Annotated in this window: 9 protein-coding genes; 5 read left to right on the top strand and 4 right to left on the bottom strand. The window is 65.4% G+C overall.

Annotated features, from left to right (window positions below; genetic code table 11):
- Positions 1–78 precede the first annotated feature (78 nt).
- The 5 genes from AC3WLM_RS05990 (at position 79) to rpoH (ending at position 8,305) form a co-directional block, all read left to right on the top strand.
- Positions 79–1,698, top strand: coding sequence for a M28 family metallopeptidase (locus AC3WLM_RS05990; RefSeq protein WP_492476884.1), 1,620 nt, complete (start codon positions 79–81; stop codon positions 1,696–1,698).
- A gap of 223 nt (positions 1,699–1,921) precedes the next feature.
- Positions 1,922–4,501, top strand: a complete 2,580-nt coding sequence (gene clpB / locus AC3WLM_RS05985; RefSeq protein WP_039331930.1) for an ATP-dependent chaperone ClpB — start codon at positions 1,922–1,924, stop codon at positions 4,499–4,501.
- Between the two features lie 1,033 nt (positions 4,502–5,534).
- Positions 5,535–6,212 carry a hypothetical protein gene (locus AC3WLM_RS05980; RefSeq protein ID WP_492476883.1) on the top strand — a complete coding sequence of 226 codons (678 nt, stop codon included), beginning with the start codon at positions 5,535–5,537 and terminating at the stop codon, positions 6,210–6,212.
- Between the two features lie 104 nt (positions 6,213–6,316).
- Positions 6,317–7,294 (top strand): RluA family pseudouridine synthase, encoded by a 978-nt coding sequence (locus tag AC3WLM_RS05975; RefSeq protein WP_492476882.1) that lies wholly within the window; start codon positions 6,317–6,319, stop codon positions 7,292–7,294.
- A 111-nt stretch (positions 7,295–7,405) separates the two neighbouring features.
- A complete protein-coding gene (rpoH, locus tag AC3WLM_RS05970) occupies positions 7,406–8,305 on the top strand; it encodes an RNA polymerase sigma factor RpoH (protein ID WP_039331710.1) in 900 nt (299 codons plus the stop codon).
- Positions 8,306–8,469: 164 nt separating this feature from the next.
- Here rpoH and AC3WLM_RS05965 read toward each other — a convergent pair whose 3' ends face one another.
- The 4 genes from AC3WLM_RS05965 to AC3WLM_RS05950 form a co-directional block, all read right to left on the bottom strand.
- On the bottom strand, positions 8,470–11,589 hold the full coding sequence (locus AC3WLM_RS05965) for a Dyp-type peroxidase (RefSeq protein WP_492476881.1): 3,120 nt from the start codon (positions 11,587–11,589) through the stop codon (positions 8,470–8,472).
- Positions 11,590–11,607: 18 nt separating this feature from the next.
- Positions 11,608–12,969 (bottom strand): cytochrome P450, encoded by a 1,362-nt coding sequence (locus AC3WLM_RS05960; protein ID WP_492476880.1) that lies wholly within the window; start codon positions 12,967–12,969, stop codon positions 11,608–11,610.
- Positions 12,966–15,989, bottom strand: a complete 3,024-nt coding sequence (locus AC3WLM_RS05955; RefSeq protein WP_492476879.1) for an ATP-binding protein — start codon at positions 15,987–15,989, stop codon at positions 12,966–12,968. The genes AC3WLM_RS05960 and AC3WLM_RS05955 overlap by 4 nt, the downstream gene beginning before the upstream one ends.
- A gap of 115 nt (positions 15,990–16,104) precedes the next feature.
- Positions 16,105–16,542, bottom strand: a complete 438-nt coding sequence (locus AC3WLM_RS05950) for a hypothetical protein (RefSeq protein WP_062347348.1) — start codon at positions 16,540–16,542, stop codon at positions 16,105–16,107.
- Between the last annotated feature and the right edge of the window lie 119 nt (positions 16,543–16,661).

Genomic DNA, 16,661 nt, shown 5'->3' with positions numbered 1-16,661 from the left:
TGCTCGCGCGCGCAAGTGGAGCGTGCCCAATGGGCAGGTGCCACGCGATCCGTTTCGACAAACGACAAAGAGAGACCGATGAACGTCAAGCTGCTTGTTTCTGCGCTGTTGCTGTCTGGCGCAGCAGTTCCTGCCCTGGCCGAGGAGCCGGTGTTCGATGCGCAGGCCGTGCGTGCGCACGTGACCTTCCTGGCCGACGATCTGCTGGAAGGGCGCGATACCGGCAGCCGCGGTTACGACATCGCCGCCAGTTACGTTGCCTCGCAGTTCATTGCGCTGGGGCTCAAGCCTGCCGCCGCCGATGGCTCGTTCTTCCAGAAGCTGACGGTGCGCGAGGCAAGGCTGGATGGCGCGCCGAAGCTCGCGCTGACTTATGGCGGCAAGGAGACTGTGCTGTCCGATACGGCGCAACTGCTGGTGCGGCCCAGCCTGACCGACGCCAAGGTGTCGTTCGAAGCGCCGCTTGTGTTTGCAGGCTTCGGTTTCGACCGCCCGGACCTTGGATTCAACGACTACAAGGGCCTCGACGTAAAGGGCAAGATCGTCGTCGTGCTGACCGGCTTTCCCAAGGGCACGCCGAGCGAGCTTGGCGCGCACCTCAATTCCGACAAGGCGATGATGGCGATGAAGCGCGGCGCGATCGGCGTGATCAGCGTGCCGACGATCGAGGATACCGCCCGCCGCCCGTGGGACAAGCGCGTGGCGATCTCTGATGGTCCGGCCAAGGGCTGGGTCGGCGCTGATGGCAGGTCCTTCAGCCGCACGCCGGGTATCAAGGGCGGGGCGACGCTCAACCCCGATGCTGCCGCGCCGTTGTTCGCCGCATCTGGCAAGCCGCTGGCGAAGATTCTTGCAGAGGCCAACAGGACCGGCGGCAAGCCCAAGGGCTTTGCCATGAAAGCTCGCGCCAGCCTGTCCTATGCGCAGACGTGGAAGGACGTGGTCAGCGAGAACGTGGTTGCCATGTTGCCGGGAAGCGACCCGCGGGTTGCGGACGAGTTCATCGCCATGACCGCGCATCTCGATCACATCGGCGTGCATGGGAAAGGCGAGGACACGCTGCACAACGGCGCCATGGACAATGCCTCGGGCGTGGCGACGATGATCGAGGTGGCGCGTGCCGTGGCGAAGGAGAAGCCCCGCCGTTCGGTGATGTTCGCGGCGCTGACCGGGGAGGAAGGCGGTCTGATCGGCTCCGACTATCTGGCGCGCAACCCGGTCGTGAAGGGTGAGGTTACAGGCCTCGTCAACTTCGACATGCCGGTGCTGACCTACATGTCCAGTGATGTCGTGGCCTTCGGTGCCGAAAATTCGACGATGGGCAAGGTCGTGGCCGAAGCGGCGACAAAGGCGGGGATCAAGCTCTCGCCCGATCCGATGCCCGAGGAGGGGCTGTTCACCCGCTCGGACCATTACCGCTTCGTGCAGCAGGGCGTGCCCGCGGTGTTCATGATGACCGGCTTCGAAGGGCCGGGCGAAAAGGCCTTCCGCAGCTTCCTAAAGGATCACTACCATCAGCCCAGCGACGATCTGAAGCTGCCGTTCAATTGGGATGCCGGTGCGCTGTTTGCCAAGGTCAACTACTACACCGTGATGGGGCTCGCCAACGGGGCGGAGCGGCCGAAGTGGTACGCAGGCAGCTTCTTCGGCAAGGAATTCGCGCCCAAGGCTGCGAAGGCGGCCGATCCGGTGAAGTAGGCCGGAACCTTTGGCGTCCCCGCGCAGGCGGGAACCTCGGCGGTGTTAACGAAGGTTCGCGTAAACCGACCGAGGCCCCGGCCTGCGTGGGGGAGCAGGTTCCTGTCCTTGCTCCCGATCAAGGAACTACCCCTGTCGAACGGTGTAGCTTTTTCGTCGGCGCGACCCTTGTGTTGCGTAAAAGCCACACCATGTTCTGCGCAACAGGAGGATGTTCAACACCATGAACCTCGAGAAATTCACTGACCGCGCCAAGGGCTTCCTGCAAGCCGCGCAGACCGTTGCGATCCGCATGAACCATCAGCGGATCACGCCGGACCATATCCTCAAGGCCCTGCTGGAAGACAGCGAGGGCATGGCCAGCGGGCTGATCCAGCGCGCGGGCGGCAATGCCGCATTGGCGCAGACCGAAGTCGACAAGGCGCTGGCGAAGATTCCGGCGGTGTCGGGTTCCGGTGCGCAGCAGACGCCGGGGCTCGACAACGATGCCGTGCGCGTGCTCGATGCCGCCGAGCAGATTGCCGCGAAATCCAACGACAGCTTCGTCACCGTCGAGCGCATGCTCGTCGCGCTGACGCTCGCCACCACGACCTCGGCGGGGCAGGCGCTCAAGGCTGCCAATGTCACGCCGCAGGCGCTCGAAGCGGCGATCACGCAGCTTCGTGGCGGGCGCACGGCGGACAGCGCCAGCGCCGAAAACGCCTATGACGCGATGAAGAAGTATGCCCGCGACCTGACCGAGGCCGCGCGCGAGGGCAAGCTCGACCCGGTGATCGGCCGCGACGAGGAAATCCGCCGCACCGTGCAGATCCTCGCCCGCCGCACCAAGAACAATCCGGCGCTGATCGGCGAACCGGGCGTGGGCAAGACCGCGATCGCCGAAGGCCTCGCGCTGCGCATCGCCAATGGCGACGTGCCGGATTCGCTGCGTGACCGCACGCTGATGGCGCTCGACATGGGCAGCCTGATCGCGGGCGCGAAGTATCGCGGCGAGTTCGAGGAGCGCTTGAAGGCCGTGCTGGACGAGGTCAAGGGCGCGGAAGGGCAGATCATCCTGTTCATCGACGAGATGCACACCCTGATCGGGGCGGGCAAGAGCGAAGGCGCAATGGATGCGGGCAACCTCCTGAAGCCTGCGCTCGCCCGCGGCGAACTGCACTGCATCGGCGCGACGACTCTCGACGAGTACCAGAAGTACGTCGAGAAGGACCCCGCGTTGCAGCGGCGGTTCCAGCCGGTCTTCGTGGGTGAGCCGACCGTGGAGGACACGATCTCGATCCTGCGCGGCATCAAGGACAAGTACGAGCTGCACCACGGCGTGCGCATTGCCGACAATGCGATCGTGGCGGCGGCGACGCTGTCCAACCGCTATATCTCGGACCGCTTCCTGCCCGACAAGGCCATCGACCTGATGGACGAGGCGGCGAGCCGCATCCGCATGGAAGTGGAAAGCAAGCCCGAGGAGATCGAGAAGCTCGACCGCCGCATCATCCAGATGAAGATCGAGGAGATGGCGCTGGCCAAGGAAACCGACGCCGCGTCGAAGGACCGGCTGGCGACCTTGCGCGAGGAACTGGCGAACCTTGAGCAGCAATCGGCCGAGCTGACCACGCGCTGGCAGAACGAGCGCGACAAGATCGCCGCCGAGGGCAAGGTCAAGGAAGCGCTCGATGCCGCGCGCAGCGAGCTGGAAGTGGCGCAGCGCAATGGCGACCTGGCGAAGGCCGGGGAGCTTGCCTATGGCCGCATTCCCGAGCTTGAGCGGCAGCTGGCCGAAGCACAGGGCGTGAGCGCCAATGCCATGCTGCGCGAGGAGGTGACCGCCGAGGACATCGCCGCTGTCGTCAGCAAGTGGACCGGCGTGCCCGTCGACCGCATGATGGAAGGCGAGCGCGAGAAGCTGCTCAAGATGGAAGAGGTGCTGGGCAAGCGCGTGATCGGGCAGAAGGACGCGGTGCTGGCCGTGTCCAAGGCCGTGCGCCGCGCGCGGGCCGGATTGCAGGACCCGAACCGTCCGCTGGGCAGCTTCCTGTTCCTCGGCCCCACGGGCGTGGGCAAGACCGAGCTGACCAAGGCGCTGGCCGGCTTCCTGTTCGACGACGACAGCGCGATGGTGCGCATCGACATGAGCGAGTTCATGGAGAAGCACTCCGTCAGCCGCCTGATCGGCGCGCCTCCGGGCTATGTCGGCTATGACGAGGGCGGCGTGCTGACCGAAGCTGTGCGCAGGCGGCCCTATCAGGTCGTGCTGTTCGACGAGGTCGAGAAGGCGCACGGCGACGTGTTCAACGTGCTGCTGCAGGTGCTTGACGACGGGCGCCTGACCGACGGGCAGGGCCGCGTGGTGGATTTCACCAACACGCTGATCATCCTGACCAGCAACCTCGGCAGCCAGTACCTCGCCAATCTGGAAGAGGGGCAGGACGTCGCCTCGGTCGAACCGCAGGTGATGGACATCGTGCGCGGGCACTTCCGGCCCGAGTTCCTCAACCGGCTGGACGAGATCATCCTGTTCCACCGCCTGGGCCAGGAACACATGGCGCCGATCGTCGACATCCAGGTCGGCCGGGTGGCGAGCCTGCTCAAGGACCGCAAGATCGTGCTCGACCTGACCGATGCGGCCAAGCGCTGGCTCGGGCGTGTCGGCTACGATCCGGTCTATGGCGCGCGTCCGCTGAAGCGGGCGGTGCAGCGCTATCTGCAGGACCCGCTGGCCGAGAAGCTCCTGGGCGGCGAAGTGCCGGACGGCTCGACCGTGCGGATCGACGAGGGCGACGGGGCGCTGACGTTCATCGTGGAGTGATCGGGGAAGGGGCTGCTGCGGTGGCCCCTTTTTCGTTGGCGCGGCACTGATTTGCCCACCCCGCTGCGACTAGCTTCACTGCGTTCAGGAAGTCTCGCGGCCCTCCCGCCTGCGGGATGGCAGGAGTCAGGCGCTGCCCTTTCATCCCCCCTCCCGTAAACTGGAGGGGATCGGGGTGGGCATCCTTCGACAAGCTCAGGATGAGCGGTGACGCGCGACAGGGCAGATCATCCGCTGGCTAATGCGGACGGTTACGCCGGTGGGAAGCTTGCAGATCGCGCGACCGGTGCGGTGCCGTTTGGCACGCAAGGGATGGGGCGCGGGACCGGTTGCGAGTGGCCGGGGGGCGGTTCCGGGCCCCTTGTCGGCTCAGCCTGATGGTCGGACATGTGTGAAAGGACGAAGCTTCGGCAGCGGCTCGCTTGCTGCCTTGGCTTGTTGGCAAGCGGCTGCGTGAAAAGAACCTGTCGTTTGTGCTGACACAGTCGCACAATCATGGCGGGTCCCGCATCCGCAGCGTCGCTCAGGGTTCGGCGCCGTGCTATCAGCCCTGGGTTGTCCTGTCTGTCCTTGGGTAACGGCAGAAATTGCCCGGTGGGTCTTGGGGCTCGCCCCTCGTTGAACCCGCTGCGCACCTGCCGCCCCGATCGCGCCGGAAGCATCGGCCACAGCGTCGGCTTCCGAAGGGAGAGGAGCGGGTTGGCCTTGTGCCCTCTCCTGACCTGTGGGCGGGGCGTATAACCTATATGGTTCGTTTTGTCAAGATAGTTGCGCGCCACCCGCTCATCGTCATCCCGGGCCTGACCCGGGATCCCGCTTCCTTGTTGCGAGACCGTGCAGGAAAAAAGCGGGGCCCCGGGTCAAGGCCCGGGGCGACGGCGGATTGGGAATCTATCCACACTTCGACCTGATTTCAGGGTTGCCATATCCTTAGTGAATGCGTGGCACGATTTACGCCTCAGCGCGACTGGTGCTGGTCTGACAGCGAAGAGCGGGGTAGGACGGCGCGGAAGGGTGAACGATGGATTGCGTGATGACAACAGACTGGGGCGCTACCGGCGACATGCTCCAAGGAATTGGCTCGATTCTCGGTGCGGGCGCAGTCGGTTTGGCGGCGGTGATCGGTGGAAACACGTTCAAAAGTTGGCGGCAGCAAAAGCTATCGGAACGCCGCATCGAACAGGCGGAACGTATCCTGACCGCAACCTACAAGGTTAGGCGAGGGCTCTCGCAGGTGCGAAGCCCCGCGATGTGGGCGCACGAATTTGACGCTGCGGAGCAAACCCTCAAAGAACGCGGCGAGTGGGAGAAAATCGTTGGGGGTGAAGTCGAGCGAAAGAAGCACGCCACTACTCAGGCATATTACAATCGCCTTAACCGAACCATTGATGATCGGATTGCGCTTGAAGAATGCCAACCGATGGCTCGCGCGCTTTTCGGAGAAGACTTAGAGAAGGCGATTGAGAAGTTGAACCATCAGTTTCACACGGTGCGTGTCTATGTTGATGCTAATCACAACGACAGGACTTCCGCCGACTCGGAATTCCGTCGAACGATTGATAGCACCATTTGGGAAGGCTACCCATCGAAGGAGGAAAATCAGGTTGACCAGATCATCGCAGCACAGGTGAAGCTGATCGAAGATATGTGTGTGCCGATCCTCCGGTTAGAACGTGCAAAGGAGCCGGATGCGAGCAGAATTTCGAATTGAATTACGGCGACATTGTACTCAATCCAACAACTACCCCACCTACCTTTCGCCGCTACCTCATCCACGCCTTGCACCCCACCTCCACCCTCCCCATATCCTGACGGATGGGGGCCGCAGATACGATCATTTCCGGGACTGTCGCGGCTGGCGGGCAGCGGCTGGACAAGGCGCTCGCGGATGCTTCGGGGCTTTCGCGGGAGCGGGTGAAGGCTTTGCTGGGCGAGGGGCGGGTCAGTCTTTCGGGCAAGGTGGTGTCGCAGGCTTCGGTGAAGGTTGCCGAGGGTGCTTCGTTCGAGATCCGCGTGCCTGAAGCCGCGCCTGCTGAAGCGATCGCGCAGGATATTCCGCTCAGCATCGTCTATGAGGACGAGGCGCTGATCGTGGTGGACAAGCCGGCGGGGCTGGTCGTCCATCCGGCGGCGGGGAATCTCGATGGCACGCTGGTCAATGCGCTGCTGCACCATTGCCGGGGGCAGCTTTCGGGCATCGGCGGGGTGGCGCGGCCGGGGATCGTGCATCGGATCGACAAGGATACCTCGGGGCTGCTGGTCGTCGCCAAGACCGACGTGGCGCACGAGGGACTGGCCAAGCAGTTTGCCGACCATTCGATCGTGCGTGCCTATAAATGCGTGACCGCGGGGCTGCCAGTGCCGCCAGCGGGGACGGTGCGCGGAGCGATTGCGCGGTCGAGCCATGACCGCAAGAAGATGGCGCTGGTGGAGGATGGTCGCGGGAAGCATGCAGTGACGCATTACCGGACGTTGGCCGCGCTCGATGGGGCGGCGCTGGTGGAGTGCCGACTCGAGACCGGGAGAACCCACCAGGTGCGCGTTCACCTTGCGTCAATCGGCCATGCGCTATTGGGTGATCCTGTCTATGGACGCACACCTTCAAAGCTTCGGCCGCTGCTCCAGCGGCTCGGGTTTCATCGCCAGGCGCTGCATGCGGCGGAACTGGGGTTCATTCACCCCGTTACCGGTGCGGCCCACCATTTCGCCAGCCCGACGCCCGTCGATATGCGGGAACTCATCGTCGAACTCTGCGCTGAAGGGCATGATGCAAAGGTACTGGCGATGTTGTAATGAAGGACTTTGGAGTCGTCCGCGAGGAGGCTCCGTTTGAGTGGTCCCGCCGCCGGTCGCCCATCAGGGGGCCGTCAATTGGGAACCGACGCGAAGAAAGGACGTGTTCAGGTGAGTGAGGAAAGAAACGCTGTGACAGTACCTGCCCTTGGCGGGGAAGCCAGCCTCAACCGCTATCTCTCGGAAATCCGCAAGTTCCCCGTGCTTACGGCTGAGCAGGAATACATGCTCGCCAAGCGTTTCCAGGAACACCAGGATCCCGAAGCAGCCGCCCAGCTGGTGACGAGCCACCTGCGTCTCGTGGCGAAGATCGCCATGGGCTATCGCGGCTATGGCCTGCCGGTCAGCGAGCTGATCTCCGAAGGCAACATCGGCCTGATGCAGGGCGTGAAGAAGTTCGAGCCCGACCGGGGCTTCCGTCTGGCCACTTACGCGATGTGGTGGATCAAGGCTTCGATGCAGGAGTTCATCCTGCGCTCGTGGAGCCTGGTCAAGATGGGCACCACGGCGGCGCAGAAGAAGCTGTTCTTCAACCTTCGCCGGATGAAGAAGAACCTCGAGGCGTTCGAGGATTCTGACCTGCATCCTGACGACGTGCGCAAGATCGCGACCGACCTCGGCGTGCCCGAGCAGGAAGTGGTCAACATGAACCGGCGCATGATGATGGGCGGCGATGCCTCGCTCAACGTCTCGATGCGCGAGGACGGCGAGGGTTCGTGGCAGGACTGGCTGACCGACGACCGCCCGCTGCAGGACGAGACCGTGGCCGACGCCGAGGAGGCTAGCTATCGCCACCAGCTGCTGGTCGAGGCGATGGACAGCCTGAACGAGCGTGAGCGGCACATCCTGACGGATCGCCGTTTGGTCGACGAGCCGAAAACGCTGGAAGAGCTTAGCCAAGTCTACAACGTCAGCCGCGAGCGCGTCCGCCAGATCGAGGTGCGCGCGTTCGAGAAGCTGCAGAAGGCGATCCAGCGGATCGCGGTGGAGCGCAAGCTGCTGCCGGCCTGACGCGGGTTGCATGAGTCATACGAAGCGGCCGGGTGGTAAGCCCGGCCGTTTTTGTTTGTGCTTCTGGTTCCCCTGTCTGCTCGTGCTGAGCTTTTTCGAAGCATGCTGCTTGGCCCAGCGTCCTTCGACAGGCTCAGGACGAGCGGAGGGTGGGGCCGGGGGGCTCACGACATATGCAGCCGGTCCGTATCCAGCGCCGCGCCCGCAAGGAACCACAAGGCGTGGCGGCCGGGGAGGAAGAAGTAGCCGCCGCCGCGCAGGGTGACGTAGCGCTGGACGGGGCATAGCTCGAGCGGGGCATTGCGGCCGAGGATGGTGAAGCGCTGGTCGGCGGTTTCGGTCGGGCCCTTGTGCATGGCGAAGGGATCGGGTTCGCATTCGAGGCCGTGGAAGGTGGGCGAGGCGAGCCAGGTCTGCTGGACGAATTCGAACTGGCGTTCGAGATCGGCGTTGAAGGCCATGAACAGCGTGCCGCGGGCGGTGTCGCCGTCCTGATCGAGATAGGGGCGGCCTCGGCGGAGCAGGCGGTGGCGGTTGCTGACTGACAGCTCCACCGGCTCGGTCGGGGCGAGGCTGTCGCGCGGGAAGGTGCGCCTGACGTGGCTGCCGAAGGGGCAGCGCAGCCCTTGCGGATCGGCGTCCTTGTAGAGGAAATCGTTCTTCCTCATCGCGTCCACCCCGCTCTTCATTGCCGGGTGGAAGGGATTGTCGATCAGCGCCGAGCCATCACGCCAGCGGCCGAGCATCTTGGCAGCGATCCATTCGCGTGTGCGGTGGATGTTGCCGTTATGCGGGTTGATGACATCGGGCTGCCGGCAGATCTCGTGCGCCTTTTCATCGAGCTGCTTGCGAAAACCCTCGACGTCCTGCGCCAGCTGGCGGATCACCAGATAGCTGCCGTTGCGGCCGAAATCGCGCGCGCGGGCGCCCTGATCGGCGAAATCGGGGTACTGTGTCGGCTGGTCGGGCGGGGGCGAGGGCAGGAGGACTTCGGGCAACATGCCCAGGCTGTCCATGCGGCGCTCGACCAGCGGGGAAGGCGGGTAGTAGCCGCGGTTGTCGGTGTAGCCGAGGATGAACTCGCCGGGTTCGACGCCATGGACCGGATCGGGCGCGCCGTGGCGGCCGGGGAAGCCGCGCACCAGTGGTTGCGAGACGCCATCGACGAAACCGAAGGGTTCTTCGGAGAGATCGTCGTTGCTAGACTGGGCATGGACGAATTCCGCGCCCTCGGCCGGCTTGGAAACGCTGTCGTTGCTGGTTCTCCATGCCTCCTTGAAGCGTTCGAGATCAAAGGCTTTCAGGCCCGTGCGGATCGAGGCTTTCTCGGTAATGCCGATGGCAGCAGCATCGCTGACGATCTGCGCGAACTTCTGCGCAGCGAGTTCGTCCTTGGCGTAGAGCAGCAGGACGACGTGGGTATCGTCGTCGCACCATTCGAGCTGCTCGGGATCGCCCAGCGCGCGCTTGCGGCTGGCGTGGGCCATGCCGAGCGAGAAGGCCGGCGGGAATCCCTGCTGCGTGCCGGGACCTTCGAGCGCCAGTTCCTTGTCCAGCCCAAGCAGGCGCAGGCCGGCGGCGGAGAAGGCGATGTTGCAGACGAAGTCCTGCGGCGGCTTGTCGCCGAAGGATACGAGATCGTCGGCGATCAGGCCTGCGAGCCACTTCTGGACGTGGGCATAGGGATGGGCGCTGCCTGCACGGCGCGGCTCGCCGAAGTTCAGGGCGACGACGCGGCTGTGCGGGTGGCGCTTCAACCCGCCGAACATCAGCGTCTGGATTTCCTCGTACTGCAACCCGTAATCGGGCCGGGGAATCGAGCCGAACAGGTCGAGCCAGGCTTCGGCGTCGGAGGGGTTGGCTTCGAGGCGGTCCTTGCAGAGCAACCCGCTGACGATCAGCGCATGCTTGCGCATGGCGGTGGTCGAAAGATCGGGGTGTGCGGCGAACCAGAACGGGGTGGGGCGCATCGAGCAGCGCGCATAGCGCTTCATGCGGTCGCCATCCTCGGCGCCCTTGAAGAAGAGCAGGCGCGTGGAGGGAAAGCCCTCCGCGTTGCTCCACACGGCGGTGACGCCTTCGGAGGCCTTGGTGATGAAGTCTTCGAGGTAGCTTTCCCAGCTGCCATCGTAGTTCGAGAAGAACACCAGCTGGCGGGTGCCGGGCAGGACGACCCAGCGCGCGGCGTGGATCGTGCCGATGGTGGCGAGGAAGCCTTTTCGCATCACCCCGATCCTGGCCATGATGGCGACGGCAGTGAAGGCAAGCGGCAGGGTCCAGCGGCGCACCCACGCGCGGCGCAGCGTGGTGACGCTGACCATGTGGTTGGGGATGACGCCGGGCGCGTTCTCGCGCGCCATCATGTCGCCGAGCGCGGCGGCAGAGGGTGTGCGATCCACCGGCGTGTTGGCGAGTTCGTCGCGGCGCAGCAGCCACGCCACCGCCGCTACAATCATCAGTGCGATGACCAGGGCGGGGAAAATGGCGCCCTTGAACAGGGCGATGCCGGTTGCGCCTCCTGCCAAACCGAGCAGGAGCGCAAGCGCATAGCCGATCGCCAGCAGGGGCCAGATCAGCCCTTGCGCATTGGCAAGCCCCTTGCCGATCCAGCCCAGCGTCCAGCGCGAGCGGGCGAAATCGAGCCACGGCGCGTCGGCGCGCTCGCAGAAGGCGAGCTTGGGTGGCTTGCGGTCGTCCAGCCTGGCGAGATCGTCCTTCAGCTCTGTCGCGACGACGCGGAACAGGCTTTGCGGGCCGTGGAGCGAGGAGCGGGCACGCTCGCGCGCGATGATTGACCGTGCCTTGGTGACGATCGCGCGATTCTCGTCGATGGTGCGCACGCCAAGGCCCGGCAGACCGACGAAAGGCAGGCCGGTCAGGCGGCGGTCAATCCAGGGCACGCGGAAGACGGCGGGGTTGATACCGTAGGCATGGCGACGCAGCAGCGGCAGGACTTCGCCGACCGCGCCGATGCCGCTGGTCAGCTTGAGCACCGGGAGCAGCAAGGGGCCGGCATGTTCGGCGATCAGATCGAGCGCGCGTCCAGCGTCGCCATCGACCGTGGCTTCGATGACGAGATGTGCCCGCTTTCCCGGTGCTTCGGGCGGGATGGCATGGATGCTGGCGAAGTGGACCACGCCGGTCTGGCGCAGGGCGCTGGCCATGGCTTCGTTCGCCGGATTGCCGAGTTCGCCGATCTCGCGCTCGATGTCGTCCACGTCGCACCATTCGGACCTGTCTCCGAAGGGGATGGCAACGGTGACGAAGTCCTGAGTGACGCTCAAAGGTTGGTTCCTTTGTGTTTACTGGCGGATGGCGGTGAAGCGCAGATCGTCCGGCAGGCCCAGGAAGGTGCCAAGGCTGGCGTTCGAGGCGGGTTCGATCCGCCCTGCGGTGGCGGCGATGGCCTCGGCAATGATCGTCCAGGCGATGCCGCGGCCATAGCACACGTGCGGACCCTGCAGCGGGCCGGAGGTGATGTAGGGACGGGCGGGATCGGGCGCGAAACGGTCCGCTTGCGGGAAGGCGGCATCGTCGTGCGCCGCAGCGGCGACCAGAGCGACGATGCGGTCACCAGCCTTCAGTTGCTCGCCGCGCCAGGTGCAATCGCGGCGGACGCGGCGAACGAGCTGGCTGGTATCAGCCAGACGCAGCATTTCGGCGATCGTCGCGTCGCGCGCTTTTGGCTCAAGCGCGGGATCGCACAGCCGCTGCACCAGCGCAGGCCAGGGAATGCCTGCTTCGCGCCCGCGCTCCGAAGCGCTGAAAGCGGCGATTTCCGAAAGGACCTTGCCGACGATCAGCACGAGCGCGCCGGTCAGTTCGAACAGGACGCTGCGTGCCTGCAGGCGGTAGTCTGCAACATCGGGGAATTGCGGCTGCACCGCGACAAGTGCGCTGAGCAGGCTGATATCAGGCGCGACTTCGGGCATGTCGAGCGCATCGTCGATGGCGGCGAGCCCGACGCTGGCGGTCTTTCCGGCGAGCCATGGAACTGCGCCGGTGCTGGTGATGATGGTCCCGAAGACATGGCCGAACAGCGGCACTTGCAGGAACAGGGCGCTCAGCGCGTCGCCCAATTCGTCCTTGCGGCGCAGAGCGGGGCCGGGTCTCGTCAGGTTCCGCGCAAACAGCAGGAGCGGCACCGGCCACGGCACCTTTTCCGGCGCAGGCACGCCCAAAACCCGCCGCGCCACGCGGTAGGAGAGCAGGAAGGCATATTCCCGGACGAAATTGATGGTCTCGCCGGTCTGCGCACCACGCTGCAGGACGTCGAGAATGTCCGACGCCTCCTTGCGTGCCATGGCAGCGATCCAGCCGCGGAAGCCCGGGTCCAGATTGGGCGGAACGCTTGGGTCCACGCCCGGAATGCGGGCATTGAGCCAGCTTTGCGCGGCATGGAGCTGGCGAAGGCGCACCTGCCGGTTGCCGTCGTTCTCACCCACCAGATAGCGCGTGCGGGGCACGACCTGTTCGAGCAGGTCATCGTACTGCTGCAGCGAGAAGGTGTCTTCCTCGCTCAACACTGCGCTGACCACCTCGTGCCTTGCGGCGGCAAAGACCCGAACGCCACCCTTGTCCAGTTCGGCGCAGCGGAGCAGCGCTGGCGCGCCCGGCTGGAACAGGCGGGCTGACGCTGCAGCAAGCACGGCCTGCTGGTTCATGCGATGCGATCCTCGATGGCGACGAGCCGGCGTTGCAGGCAAGCGAGGCCTAGTTCGTCGATCCTGCGGACGAGGTCAGCCGTCGGCACATCCTGCGCGCCCCACACTGCCATCCCGGTCTGCGCCTCAACCTCGCGGCACAGCACCAGTGCGTGCAATTCGTGCATCGCTTCTCCGCAAGAACGGCAGTGTTCGAGCGCTTCGGCGGCAAGGTCGGCGGCCTGCACCACCTTGCCCTGCGCCATGGCAAGTCGGGCGCGGGCCTCGTGCAGGTAGTAGGTCGCAGAGGTGCGGACATGCCGGAAGTGGCCCCGGGCGACCGACTCTGACAGAACGGCTTCGGCTTCGCGCAGCTGGCCCAGTTCGATCAGCGTCAGGGCAAGCCAGCTTGCACTGGCCGGCTCGAAGCCGAGGAAATGATGGTGCAGGCAATCGGCGTAGGCGCCGCGCAGTATGCCAAGTGCCCGTTCGAACCTGCCCTCGCGGTAGTGCAGGTAGCCATGGGCGAGATCGGCGAGCAATTGCGAATAGGCGTGCGCATAGCGGCGCGAAAGATTGAGCGCTTCGGCCACCCACGAACGCGCCTTGGCGATATCCCCCAGATCGGTGAGATACCACGCGCCGAAAGCGCGGGCGAGCACGTGGGGAATGACCACGACTGCACCGAAGGTCGATCCGCGCTGTCCATCGTCCAGCCTGTTTCCCAGACGTTCGATGCGCGCGATTGCAGCACGCGGACGGGCTTGCGAGAAGGCGAGATAGGCCGCGACGAGATCGGCATAAGTCCGGCGTGGCAAGCTGTCGTGCGCATCGAGATCGGCCTCGGCGCGGGCGAGCCAGGCTTCGCCCTGAAGCGGAGCGCCATCGATCCAGTCAAGCAGCGCCATGTTGATCCGTGCGACGGTGCGGATGCCCGGGCCCATGTCGACGGTGCCTTCGGCCAGGAGCGCCATGTCCTCGCGCGTGATCTGCTCTTGCGACAGCTGCTGCAGCGTGTCGAAGGCGAGCAGCGAGAAGCGCGCCCGTTCCGATGCGGCAGCGGCGGGTTCGAGGCGTGCCGCCATATCGCGCGCGCGCAGGTAAAGCTGACGCACCGAATCGATCGCCGCGAGGCTCAATGCCTGCTGGCAGGCATCCCAAAGATGCCCGAGTGCGCGCTGCGGCAGGTCGGCCTTTTCGGCGTGGGTCGCAAGTTCGGCATGGCTGGCGACCTCGGCCTCCTGCGATGACGAGGCCTGCGTGGCGAGAAGTTCGAGCGCCTTGGCATGCATCGCGGTCCGCCGCCGCCGGGGCATGGTGCGATAGGCCGCTTCCTGCACCAGCTGGTGGGTGAACCGCGCCTGGTTGGCCACGGCGAATTCCACCGCCCGCGCTTCTACCAGCCGCGCGATGGCGCTGGAAGGATTGCGGCAGACGAGTGCGGCGCCTTGCTGCAGGCGGCTCACCGGGAAGATGGGGCCAAGCGCTGCGCAGAACTGGCACAGGCGTGTCGAATCGTCGTCAAGCGCCGCGAGCCGGGCGCCGAGCAGGGCATCGAGCCGTGCCGGAATGCGTGCCGACAGTTCGGCTGGCTCGGTGCCGTCCTCTCCCTGCGCGCTGACCGCGAATTCCTGCAGTGCGAGAGGCAGGCCTTGCGCACGGTCGAGAATCCGCTCGATGGTGGCTTCGTCAAGCGGAGCGAAGCGATTGATCATCGCGACAAGGCTGCGCGCGGCGCGGGGGCCGAGCGGATCGAGGTCGATCACCTGATCGCAGCATTGGGCGAGGCTGGTGCGCGCTTCCGGCCGCGCGGCCAGAAGCATCGTCATGATGCGGCCCTCCCTGATGCCGGTGAGCACCGAGAGGGTTTCGCGATCGAGATATTGGCCATCGTCTACCAGCAGCAGCAGCGGGACGTGGACTACGGCCAGTTGAAACAGGCGGAGAATGGTCTGGGTAGCGATACGGTTGCGGTCGCCCGGAGCGAGATGGGCAAGCCACGTCTGGCCGTTGTCGATGAGGCCCTGCAGGCATTCGGCCTGGTCTGCGGTCAGCGCTGCTGCGGATGCCACGTCAGCCAGCAGGGGCTGCAACAGTTCCACCAGATGGCGGACAGGGCCGGAAAGGCAGCCGAACGGCACCGGCGCAAGCAGGGCGTTGCCCCGGACCACCAACGTCGTGACGCCAAAGCCGGCCGAGAGGCGCGCGCCTTCCAGAAGCAGGCGGCTCTTGCCCATGCCGGCTTCGCCAACGATGCACAAGGCGGCGCCAGGCTCGCCCGCAACCAGCGCCTTGACCGCGTCGAGTTGGACATCGCGGCCGATCAGGGGGCTTGTGGCGTTGCCCTTCACGGGAATGCGATCGGCACCTTCAAGGTCGATGGCGGTGAGTTCGAAGACCGCTTCGCCGCGCTGGTCGATCTCGCTGGTGATCGTGCCGAGCGGCTGCAACTGGCACGATTCGGCAATAAGCGAAACGGTGGTGGCCGAGATTGCCACGCTTGCCGGTGGCGAGAGCTTTTCGATCTGCCCGGCAACGTGCGTGGCATGGCCCACGACATCGAGGATGCTGCCGAAATCGTTGTCCTGGCGGCGCAGCAGGATCGGCCCGGAATGGAGGCCGACGCGCGCGCGCGGTGCCGGGAGAATGCCCGATGGCCCGGTGCGCATGCGCTCGACAATGGCCCGTGCGGCAAGCGCGGCGCGCAAGGGGTGGTCCTCCACTGCCGGATGCACGCCGAACACGGCCATCACGCCATCGCCCTGCACGCGCACGACCATGCCGTCGAAATCGTGGATGGCGTTGCGGATGAGCGTGATCGTGCTGTCGAGAACATCGCGGGCGTCTTCCGGATCGAGCACGGAGATAAGCCGGGTGGAGCCGACGATATCGGCGAAGAGCACGGTCGCAAAGCGCACGGCCTCGACATCACCGGACAGCGAGGGCGCCCGCCCGTTCGCTTCCCCGGCAATCGGCTGCACCGGTTGTCCGGTGGCAGTATCGAGTCCCTCGGCCCGCACCTTGTTGTCTTTCGCCCCCATGACAGTCCGGTCGAATCCCGCGCCGAACCGACTGACAATGGCAGATATTCAGTTTGTTGCCTGAATCGCAACGAGAATCGGCAGAGGCGTTCGGCATGTGCTTTCGCACTGCCGGTCATGACAGGCCGATGATCTGATGGCTGCGCGCCATTCCCGAGCGTTCGGGGATGCGTTGCAGTTGCGCCCGGGTAAAGCCATCGCGGCGCAGCGGCAGCGGCGTGCCGTCAAGGTCGTAGCATGGCAGGGCCTCGCCCTCGCGCGAGACGCGGATCGACCAGCCCCAGCGCCGCTGGTCGCACGCCAGCCCCAGGAAGGCATCGCATTGCAGCATCAGGCAGGGCGGGCGCAGTCCACCCCGCGCCGCAAGCACGCGCTCGACATCCCCGTCCGAAAGCGAGAAGCGTGCGACATCGCAATCGTCCTGCCGAGGCAGGGGATCTGAACCGGTTGGCGTCACGATCTGCAGCGACGGGCGCAGGATCGCCTCGCCCACGCGCCGGAATTCGACCTGCAGGGGGCCGGGGCCGGATTTCCAGATGAGATAGCGCTGCATTGGCCTCGATGGTTCGTGACCGGCAATCAGGCCGGAAACGGTCGGAGTGTCGGGCCGCTCTCTATGCCGCCCGCCCGCATGAGGCGTCCGTTGGCCAGCGCACCGGCCCCTTGTGATTT

Source organism: Novosphingobium sp. FW305-C-30-35 (assembly GCF_058783135.1).
The sequence above is the reverse complement of the archived record's forward strand: the minus strand, read 5'-3'. Positions and strand labels throughout refer to the sequence as shown.

What these genes read in the sequence shown, in the direction of transcription:
- AC3WLM_RS05980 (WP_492476883.1), top strand. Translation starts at nt 5,535, where the DNA reads ATGACAACAGACTGGGGCGCTACCGGCGACATGCTCCAAGGAATTGGC.
- AC3WLM_RS05975 (WP_492476882.1), top strand. Translation starts at nt 6,317, where the DNA reads ATGGGGGCCGCAGATACGATCATTTCCGGGACTGTCGCGGCTGGCGGG.
- AC3WLM_RS05950 (WP_062347348.1), bottom strand. Translation starts at nt 16,542, where the DNA reads ATGCAGCGCTATCTCATCTGGAAATCCGGCCCCGGCCCCCTGCAGGTC.
- clpB (WP_039331930.1), top strand. Translation starts at nt 1,922, where the DNA reads ATGAACCTCGAGAAATTCACTGACCGCGCCAAGGGCTTCCTGCAAGCC.
- AC3WLM_RS05960 (WP_492476880.1), bottom strand. Translation starts at nt 12,969, where the DNA reads ATGAACCAGCAGGCCGTGCTTGCTGCAGCGTCAGCCCGCCTGTTCCAG.
- AC3WLM_RS05955 (WP_492476879.1), bottom strand. Translation starts at nt 15,989, where the DNA reads ATGGGGGCGAAAGACAACAAGGTGCGGGCCGAGGGACTCGATACTGCC.
- AC3WLM_RS05990 (WP_492476884.1), top strand. Translation starts at nt 79, where the DNA reads ATGAACGTCAAGCTGCTTGTTTCTGCGCTGTTGCTGTCTGGCGCAGCA.